The organism is Actinoplanes sp. NPDC051537 (genome assembly GCF_055586105.1).
Genome location: NZ_JBVJIU010000004.1, coordinates 428,449 through 436,777 on the forward strand (window position 1 = coordinate 428,449; position 8,329 = coordinate 436,777).

The 8,329-nt window shown below is 72.7% G+C and carries 5 protein-coding genes and 1 tRNA gene; 4 read left to right on the forward strand and 2 right to left on the reverse strand.

The window, feature by feature from the left end:
* The first annotated feature begins 27 nt into the window (after positions 1-27).
* Positions 28-903, forward strand: a complete 876-nt coding sequence (locus tag ACZ6TB_RS11765; protein WP_465553321.1) for a LysR family transcriptional regulator — start codon at positions 28-30, stop codon at positions 901-903.
* A gap of 98 nt (positions 904-1,001) precedes the next feature.
* Positions 1,002-2,261 carry a prolyl oligopeptidase family serine peptidase gene (locus tag ACZ6TB_RS11770; protein ID WP_465553323.1) on the forward strand — a complete coding sequence of 420 codons (1,260 nt, stop codon included), beginning with the start codon at positions 1,002-1,004 and terminating at the stop codon, positions 2,259-2,261.
* 256 nt (positions 2,262-2,517) lie between these two features.
* Here the strand turns inward: ACZ6TB_RS11770 and ACZ6TB_RS11775 are convergent, their stop codons facing one another.
* Positions 2,518-3,468 (reverse strand): helix-turn-helix domain-containing protein, encoded by a 951-nt coding sequence (locus ACZ6TB_RS11775; RefSeq protein ID WP_465553325.1) that lies wholly within the window; start codon positions 3,466-3,468, stop codon positions 2,518-2,520.
* Between the two features lie 172 nt (positions 3,469-3,640).
* On the opposite strand from ACZ6TB_RS11775, the gene ACZ6TB_RS11780 reads away from it, so the two are divergent.
* A tRNA-Gly gene (locus ACZ6TB_RS11780) sits at positions 3,641-3,713 on the forward strand.
* A gap of 158 nt (positions 3,714-3,871) precedes the next feature.
* Here ACZ6TB_RS11780 and ACZ6TB_RS11785 read toward each other — a convergent pair.
* Positions 3,872-6,502, reverse strand: coding sequence for a hypothetical protein (locus tag ACZ6TB_RS11785; protein WP_465553327.1), 2,631 nt, complete (start codon positions 6,500-6,502; stop codon positions 3,872-3,874).
* Between the two features lie 111 nt (positions 6,503-6,613).
* Between ACZ6TB_RS11785 and ACZ6TB_RS11790 the strand changes: the two genes are divergently transcribed.
* Positions 6,614-8,239, forward strand: coding sequence for an alpha/beta hydrolase (locus ACZ6TB_RS11790; RefSeq protein ID WP_465553329.1), 1,626 nt, complete (start codon positions 6,614-6,616; stop codon positions 8,237-8,239).
* Positions 8,240-8,329 lie beyond the last annotated feature (90 nt).

Below are 8,329 nucleotides of genomic sequence, written 5' to 3' on the forward strand. Positions count from 1 at the left end.
TCATGCGTACGGCGTATGCTCCCTGCCGTGCAGATCGAGGATCTCCGGGCGCTGCTCGCCCTGGGTGAGCACCGCCACGTCACCGAGGCGGCCGCCGCCCTGCACACCAGCCAGCCGACGCTGTCCCGGCTGCTCGCCCGGGTCGAGCAGGAGCTGGGTGCGCGCCTGTTCGAGCGCGACGCCCGGGGCGTGCACCCGAACCCGCTGGGCGACCTTGCGCTGGCCGCGGCCCGCGACATCGTCGAGCGGCACGACCGGCTGCGGGGCGACCTGGCCAGCGTGCTCGATCCGGAGGCGGGCACGGTGCGGCTGGCGTTCCTCGACTCGATGTCGACCTCGCTGGTGCCGCGCATGCTGCACGACGTCCGCGCCCGGGCGCCCCGCCTGCGGATCGAGCTGCGTCAGGAGCCGCACCACGAGATCGTGCGCGACCTGGCGGACGGCGTGGCCGAGCTGGCGGTGACCGCGCCGCGGCCGGATGGCCCGTACGGCTGGATCATGCTCCAACGCCTTCGCCTGGCTCTCATCGTCCCGGCCGGGCACCGCCTGGCCGGCCGCCGCACGGCCCGGCTCGCCGACGTCGCGGGGGAGGATTTCGTCACCGTGCCGCCCGGGTTCGGCTTCCGCGCCCAGGTCGAGGAGCTGTTCGCGGCGGCCGGGGTGACGCTGCGGGTGGCCTTCGAGATCGGCGACCTCGGGACGGTGGAGGGCCTGGTCGGCGCCGGGTTGGGGGTGGCGCTCGTGCCCGAGCAGTTCGCCGGCGCCACCGGCACCGTCGGCATTCCGCTGTCGGCGCCCGGCGCCGAGCGGGTGGTGGGGCTGACCTGGCGCACGGATCGGCGCCTGGCGCCGCCGGCGTCGCGCTTCCTGCGGTGGATCGAGGAAGCCGGGCCGTACGACTGATCCGCTCTTCTCCTCCTCCGGTCGACAGGACCGCCGTCGGCGAGTAGACCTGTATTGATCGAGCCTCATCGACCTCTCAACGACGCGAGGGAGTCAGCATGGCCGAAAACATCAGTCGACGCTCTGTTCTCGTCGCCGGCGCGGGAGCCGCCGCCGGCCTCGTCCTCCCCAGCACTGCCGCTCAGGCCGGCGGCCACCACTCGACCGCTGTCCGCTTCGTCCTCAATGCCGTGACGCTCGACGGCGGCGAACAGGTCGTCGCGCTCACGCTCGACGCCGCCCGGCTCGGGCCGATCGACCCGGCGAGCCTCACCACCGGCACGTTCGCCGTGCACGCCAAGGCGACCAGCCCGATCCCGATCGCCGCCGGGGACCAGATCTTCAGCGAGTACGACCTGGACCGTCCCGTCACCCGGGCCCGGCTCGACCGGCGCGGGAACATCGTGCTCGAGCTCAGCTACGCCGAGGGCCAGCTCGGGGGCGGGACGCTCGGGTACATCGTCAGCAAGGGCCGCAACGTCCGGCTGAACCTCGTCTACACGATCACGCAGACGGCGCCTCTCATGCGCCGGCACGGCGGCGGACCGGTCACGATCTCGCAGTTCGTGCAGGGCCGGCTGGTCAACCCGGAAGTGGACGCGTACAGCTACCACACCTCCGGTTCCGGCATGAAATATCGGCTTTTCTCGCCGCATCACGGGCGCCGCAGCCCGTTGGTCGTCTGGCTGCACGGCGGCGGCGAGGGCGCCTCACTGCCGGACAACTACTACGACAACGAGACCACGCTGCGGGCCAACCGCGGGGCGCTCGGCTTCTCCACCCCCACCGCGCAGCGCATTTTCGGCGGCGCCTACGTGGTAGCGCCGCAGAGCACCTCGTACTGGATCGAGGACGGCCCGCGCTTCGGCCCGCAGATCCTCGAGATCATCCGCGAGGTCGGCCGCCGTCACGACGTCGACCGCGACCGCATCTACGTGGTGGGCTGCAGCAACGGCGGCTACATGAGCCTCGAGATGACCGTGCTCTACCCCCGCCTGTTCGCCGCCTCGGTGCCGATCTGCGGCGTCGTCGAGCCGTTCGAGCCCGGCGCCCCGCCCCTGGTCCCCGACGCCGCGCTGGCGAAGATCAGCACCCCGACCTGGCTGGTGGCCTCCCTCGACGACGACACGGTCAACCCGCAGAACAACACGATCCACGCCCACAGCCTCATCCCGGGCGCCGAGATGACGCTCTACGACCACGTCATCTGGAACGGTCACCAGTTCCCCGGCCACTGGTCCTGGATCTACGTGGCCCGCAACGACCCCAGCATCCACGGCACCCACATCTGGCAGTGGATGGCCCACAAACGACGCTGACCCACCGCCCGGCCGGCAGCGTCCCCAGGGCGTTGCCGGCCCGCGCCGCCGCGCGCCGCCAAGCCGCGGCTCGCATCGCCCCCGCGCCCCGGGCCGTCGCGCCCCGCCGGGCCTCAGCTCACCGCGCCACCGTCGCGCCGCAGAGGGCCGCCCTCTCGCCCGCCGTGCCTCCGCCTCGCCCGCCGGCCCCGCCGCGCCGCGCCCAGCCCAGCCCGCCGGCCCCGCCGAGCCCGGGACCGCCAGCGCCCCCGCGTTCTCAGCGCGTGGCGGGATCCGGACCGCGGAAGGGCAGGTCGGGCGCCGGCCCGTTCGCCACGCCCACCGCCGCCGGCGTCAGCCGCCAGTTGAACTGGTAGATGCCGCCGAGCGCCGGGCTGCTCGTCTGCCAGCTGCGCACGGCGCCCGCGGCGCAGGTCTCCAGCGGCCGGTCGTGGCTCCAGGTGATCTCCTGGCCCGCGACGGTGACCTCCGCCGGCGGGAAGGTCAGCGTGATCGACAGGTGGCGGGTGGGCCAGCGGACCGCCCGGCCCAGCCAGTCGCCCCACTGCGTCCAGTGCAGCGCCCAGCCGCAGGCGACGACGGCGGTGTCGCCCGGGTAGACCGGCTGCGGGGCGCCGGCCGGGGCGAACAGGATGTCGAGCCGCTTGTAGTCGGGCCGATCGTGGATCGGCGTCCAGGGCGCCGGCTCGCCGTCGAGGGTGGCCCAGAACCCGGCCCGCGCCATCTCGACCGGGTTGTCGGTGTAGACCGTCCGCGACCGGTAGGGATCCTGCGGGCACACGTCGGGGTCGATCCGGGTCGGAAAGCGGGTCAGCGGCCGCGGGCCGACGTTGCGGAGATGCCGCACGATCACGATCTGGTAGACGCCGTCGGCGCCGAGCGTGACGCCGGTCTGCTCGGACTCGATGATCACCTCACTGCCGGACGCGACCGGCGCCGGTGCCGGCGGCCGGCTGTCGGGCCCGTGCAGATCCCGCCAGAAATGCGCGAACGCCTCGTTCAGCCGGCCGTCGGCGGTCAGGGCGTCCTCGGCGCGCCGCACGAACTCCGGCGTGGGCCGGTGCCGCCCGTGCTCCACGTGACTGATGTAGGACGGGTCGACCCCCATCCGGAACGCCAGATCCTTCTGACTGAGCCGGCGCTCGTGGCGCACGGCGGCGAAGATCTGCGGGAAAGTGTCGTCCTGGCCTGGTGCGGTGGTCTCCATCGGCGAAACACCTCGAACCCGGGACTCCAGGATCAGCGCGCCCGCCGACAAAGCGCAAGGTGATGCCCTGCACGGCATTGCTGTCGGGTGCCTGCTTGACATTAATGCGTTGCCGGTATTCGTTTCGATCTTTACCGTGAAACGGCAGCCATTGTTTTCCCTTTTCATTCACGCGGTTGTAGCTCAGCAGGTAGAGCGCCACCTTGCCATGGTGGAGATCACCGGTTCAAACCCGGTCAACCGCTCTTTGCCGCCATCGCTCGGCCGGTCGGAACGCCGCCCGGAAAGGCACCCGGCGACACCCTGGAGAGGCCAGCCGATGGGCGCCGGCCACGGTCCCGAACGCGGGTCAAGTGCGACGCGGGAGCCGCCCGGCGCGAGCCGGCGCGGTCCTGGGCGTGATTCAGTGCGGCGCCGAGCCGGCCAGCGTGGCCTCGCGCGGCTCGGGGCGCGGGTCGGCCCGGCGCCGGGCGCGGAGCAGCCCGAGCCCGAGCGCCACCAGGACGGCGCCGCACAGCGTCAGCCAGACCGGCAGGCGGGGCGGGATGCCGAGGTAGGTGACGATGCCGAGGATGCGGTGCGGGCCCCACGGCAGCAGCGCCATCTGGTCGTTCCACACGGTCAGCGCGCGCTCGAGGCCGACCGACCAGATCAGCGCGCCGATCGCGAGCACGGGCACGCCGGCCGCGAGCACGACGGCCCCGGCGACCCGGGTGCGGGACCAGCCGTACCGATGGCGCAACACGGACCCGGTCGCGACGAAGAGCCAACCGAAAAGCGCGAACGCGACGATGACGTACGCCGCCCGAGCCCCCGGATCGGTCCAGAACGCGAACCAGTAGTGCCCCGGCCCGCGCACGGCGAGCACCGCGGCCAGCAGCGCCGACCGCAGCAGCGCCACCCCGCCGATGACGGCCCACAACGCATAGGCGTCGCGGCCGCCGACCAGAAGCCGCGCGACCAGGGCGAACAGCAGCCAGGCCCCGAGCGTGACCAGCAGCTCGGCCGGCGCCGCGAACCAGGTGTGGATGCCCCGGCTCAGCACCAGCGCGACGGCCGGCACGAGGACCGCCACCGCGACGTTCCCGCTCGGCGCCGCCCGCCACGGCATCACCCCGGCCAGCCAGAGCCGGCGGATCGGCGGCACCAGGATCGACGCGATCAGCAGCCCGAGCAGCACGCGGGCCAGCGTTGCCATGGCCGGGTCGCGATCGAAGCGTCTGCTGCCCAGGTCGGCGGCCGTGAAGTTGTAGGCCGGCCGCGCCAGCGAATCACCATATTTCTTGATGTGCGCGGCCTTGGCGGTCGTGTACGCGACCTCGGCCGCCTTCCATTGCGCCCGCGCGACCGCCGACCCGGTGTCGAGCCACTGGGCCCGGCGCAGGAACATCGCCCGATAGGCCCCCAGCGTCTCGTACAGGTTGACCTGATAGTCGAGCGTGTCCAGCAGCTCCTGCCGCAATGCCGGATCGCGCCAGGTCGCGGGCGTGGTGGCGGCGATCTCCGCGCGCTGCTGCCGGGCGATCTCGACCGCCCGGTCCCCGTCGGCGATGGTCTGATCCACGTGGTCGCGCCCGATCGCGTAGATGCTGTCCAGCATCGCCGAGTCCCCGGTGACGATGTCCCACTCGAAGATCCACATCATCGGCGGCGGTTCCAGCCCGAGCGCCTTGACGGAGTTGTCGGCGTACGGCGTCAGGTAGAGCCCCTTGGTCACGGCCTCCCGCGAGGACGCGAACATCCGGCCGATCGCCGCGACGGTGGCGGGGTCGTCGGAGAACGTCTGGCGCACCCAGTCGGCGGTGATCGTGGCGGGGTCGGTCGCCGGTGCGCGGGCGAGCCGGCCCATCGCGTACGCATTCAGGTCGTAGAGCTGCCAGAACCCCGTACGCAGATAGAGCGTCATCGGCCCCGCCCGCAGCGGGCCACCGTCCTGCGTCCACAGCCACACGCCCTCGATGTGCGGGTTCCGCCGCAGCAGCTCGTGGAGAGCCGCGGCGTGCAGCGCGGTCAGGTCGTCGGGCAGCGAGCCGAAGCCCTCGAACTCGCGCCGGCCCTGGAACTCGACGATCCGCCGCTGATCGCCGGCCGCGAGCGTGGCGTTGAGCGGCAGGTGACTGTAGAAGTCGCCGAGCGTGAACTTGGTCGACACGATCAGGTGCGGGTCGTCGAAATCGCCCAGCACCTCCTCGTACGACCGCGGGTTGGTGTGCAGATCGCCGACCGCGCCGACGCCGACCGTCCAGGTGCGGAAGATGATGTCCCGGTTTCCCTCCGCCGCCACCGCGAGAAAGGCCCGCAGCATGGCCCGCACCTTCTCCGGCGTGGTGACCGCGATGCGCGAGAAGTAGTCCCAGCCCGGCGCGCGGTAGGCCGAGCCGCCCTCGCCGATGCGGATCATCAGGCCGGACGCGAACGGCATGCTCGCGAACAGCTCGCGCAGCCCGTCCTGGTAGATCGGCCAGGGGTCCTTCTGTTTCCTCAGGTACGCGTCGAGCGGCTCGGAGAGCGCGAGCATGTCGGTCATGAAGTAGACGCGCATGCCCTGGTCGGCGGCGTACCGGAAGACCGGGCCGAACGCCGCGACCATGGCCCGGGCGCGGTCGAGGTGCGGATCGCCGGGCTGGTACACCTTGTCGCCGAACGTCACGTACTCGAGGAAGCCCGGCACCACGACGCCGTTGTACCCCTGTGTGAGGTCGTGGTCGACGAGCTGCCGGAACTCGGCGGCGACCCGGTCGACCCGCGCCCGGTCGACCCACGGCTGCCGGGGGAGCAGCGTGCCGGTGACGATGTCCGAGTTGAGCGAATAGTCGGTGCCGGTCCGCCACGCCGCCGGGTCGGGCTCGCGGCCGACCGAGCCGGCGTCGGTGAGCCGCAGGGGCAGCTCACGCGTCGCGGCACCGGCCGTGAGCGGCGACGACTCGGCCATCACCGGGGCCGGAACCCAGGACAGCCGAAGAGCGCCACCGAGCCCGTACGCCATTCCGGCGCCCAGGGCCAGCAGCAGGATCACCACCAGGAGACGCCGCATGCGTCGTTTCTAGAGCACGCGCGTTCCGGATTCCACCCCCATCTTCCGGCCTGTGGATATCGAGCCATTCAAGTACGTTGAGGCGGTTGTCGGACTCAAGGGGAGAGCTCCATGACACATCGCCTCATCGTCGGCGCCGCCATCGCGGCCGCCCTGGCCGGGGGCTTCGTGGCCCCCGCGGCCGCCACCGCCCACCCGGCCGTCGCCTGGACGGCCTGCGCGGACGGCTTCGAGTGCGCCACCGTCGCGGCGCCACTCGACCACGACCACCCGCGCGGCGCGCAGATCGGGCTGGCGCTGACCCGCCTGCCCGCCACCGACCCCGCCCACCGGATCGGGTCGCTGCTGGTCAACCCGGGCGGCCCCGGCGGCTCCGGGGTCGACTTCGTCCAGCTCGCGGCCCCCTACTTCCCGGCCTCGGTGCGCGAGCGCTTCGACATCGTCGGCTTCGACCCGCGCGGCATCTACCGCAGCTCGCCACTGCTCTGCTTCGACTCGTACGAGCAGGCCGTCGCGTCGCTGCCGGCCCTGCCGTTCCCGCAGACGCCGGCGCAGGAGCAGCTCCAGCGGGCCGCGGACGACAAGCTCACCGGCGCCTGCGCCCGGCACGGCGGCGCGATCCTCGACCACATGTCCAGCGCCGACGCCGCCCGCGACCTGGATCTGCTGCGGCAACGGCTGGGCGACCGCAAACTGAGCTATCTCGGTTACTCGTACGGGTCACTGCTCGGCCAGAACTACGCGAACATGTTCCCGGGCAACTTCCGCGCGCTGGTGATCGACGGCGTGGTCGACCCGATCGCCTGGGCCACCGGCCGCGGCACGCAGGCCCGCACCACGCCCGTCGGCACCCGGATCGGCAGCGCCGACGGCGCGCAGGCCACGCTCGGCGAGTTCTTCCGCCTGTGCGACGCCGCCGGCGCCGGCTGCGCCTTCTCCGGCCACGCGAGCACCCGGTTCGCCGCGCTGGCCCGGAAGCTGACCGCGCATCCGGCCACGGTCCAGGACCCGGAAACGGGCGCATTGGCCACGTTCACCTACAACCACCTGATCGCCGTGACGCTGGGCGCCCTCTACACCGCGGCGGTCTGGCCCGACCTGGCCGGCTTCCTGGCCGCGCTGGAGGCGGGCGCGTCGCCGGCCGTGCTGGGCGACCTGCTGTCCCGGATCCGGGCCGGCCTCGGCGTGACCGGCGCCTACTACCCGAACGACGTCGAGGGCTCCCCGGGCGTGACCTGCTCGGACACCGTCAACCCGCGGTCGTTCGCCGCGTGGCAGCGTGCCGCCGACCAGAACGAGCACCGGTACGGCTACTTCGGCCGCATCTGGAACTGGACGTGGAGCTCGTGCCGCACGTGGCCGTCCTCCGCCGGCCAGGACCGCCACCTCGGCCCGTGGAACACCCGCACGGCCGCGCCGGTGCTGGTCGTCGGCAACTACTTCGACCCGGCCACCCGCTACCAGGGCGCCGTGACCGCGTCGCGCCTGCTCCCGAACTCGCGCCTGCTCTCGTACGCGGGCTGGGGGCACGCGGCGTACTTCATCGCCTTCAACACCTGCGTGAACGACCAGGTCTCGCAGTACCTGATCACCGGCCGGACCCCGCCCGCGGGCACGGTGTGCCAGCCGCAGGGGTCGCCGTTCACGCCGCCCGCCGCCGCGGCGAAGGCGGCGTCGAACGCGGCCACCGCGGTGCTCCTCCCACCGGCCGTGCGGGACGCCCTGCGCGCCCGCTGATGCGCCCGGGTCCGGGGGGGGGGGGGGGGGGGGGGAAGGAAGGAACACAAGCGAGGAGGAGGCGAGAGGGGGAGAAGAAGAAAGGGGTGT

Bases quoted from the DNA above. Each gene is read 5' to 3' on its own strand.
- ACZ6TB_RS11790 (WP_465553329.1), top strand. From the start codon at position 6,614: ATGACACATCGCCTCATCGTCGGCGCCGCCATCGCGGCCGCCCTGGCC.
- ACZ6TB_RS11775 (WP_465553325.1), bottom strand. From the start codon at position 3,468: ATGGAGACCACCGCACCAGGCCAGGACGACACTTTCCCGCAGATCTTC.
- ACZ6TB_RS11770 (WP_465553323.1), top strand. From the start codon at position 1,002: ATGGCCGAAAACATCAGTCGACGCTCTGTTCTCGTCGCCGGCGCGGGA.
- ACZ6TB_RS11785 (WP_465553327.1), bottom strand. From the start codon at position 6,502: ATGCGGCGTCTCCTGGTGGTGATCCTGCTGCTGGCCCTGGGCGCCGGA.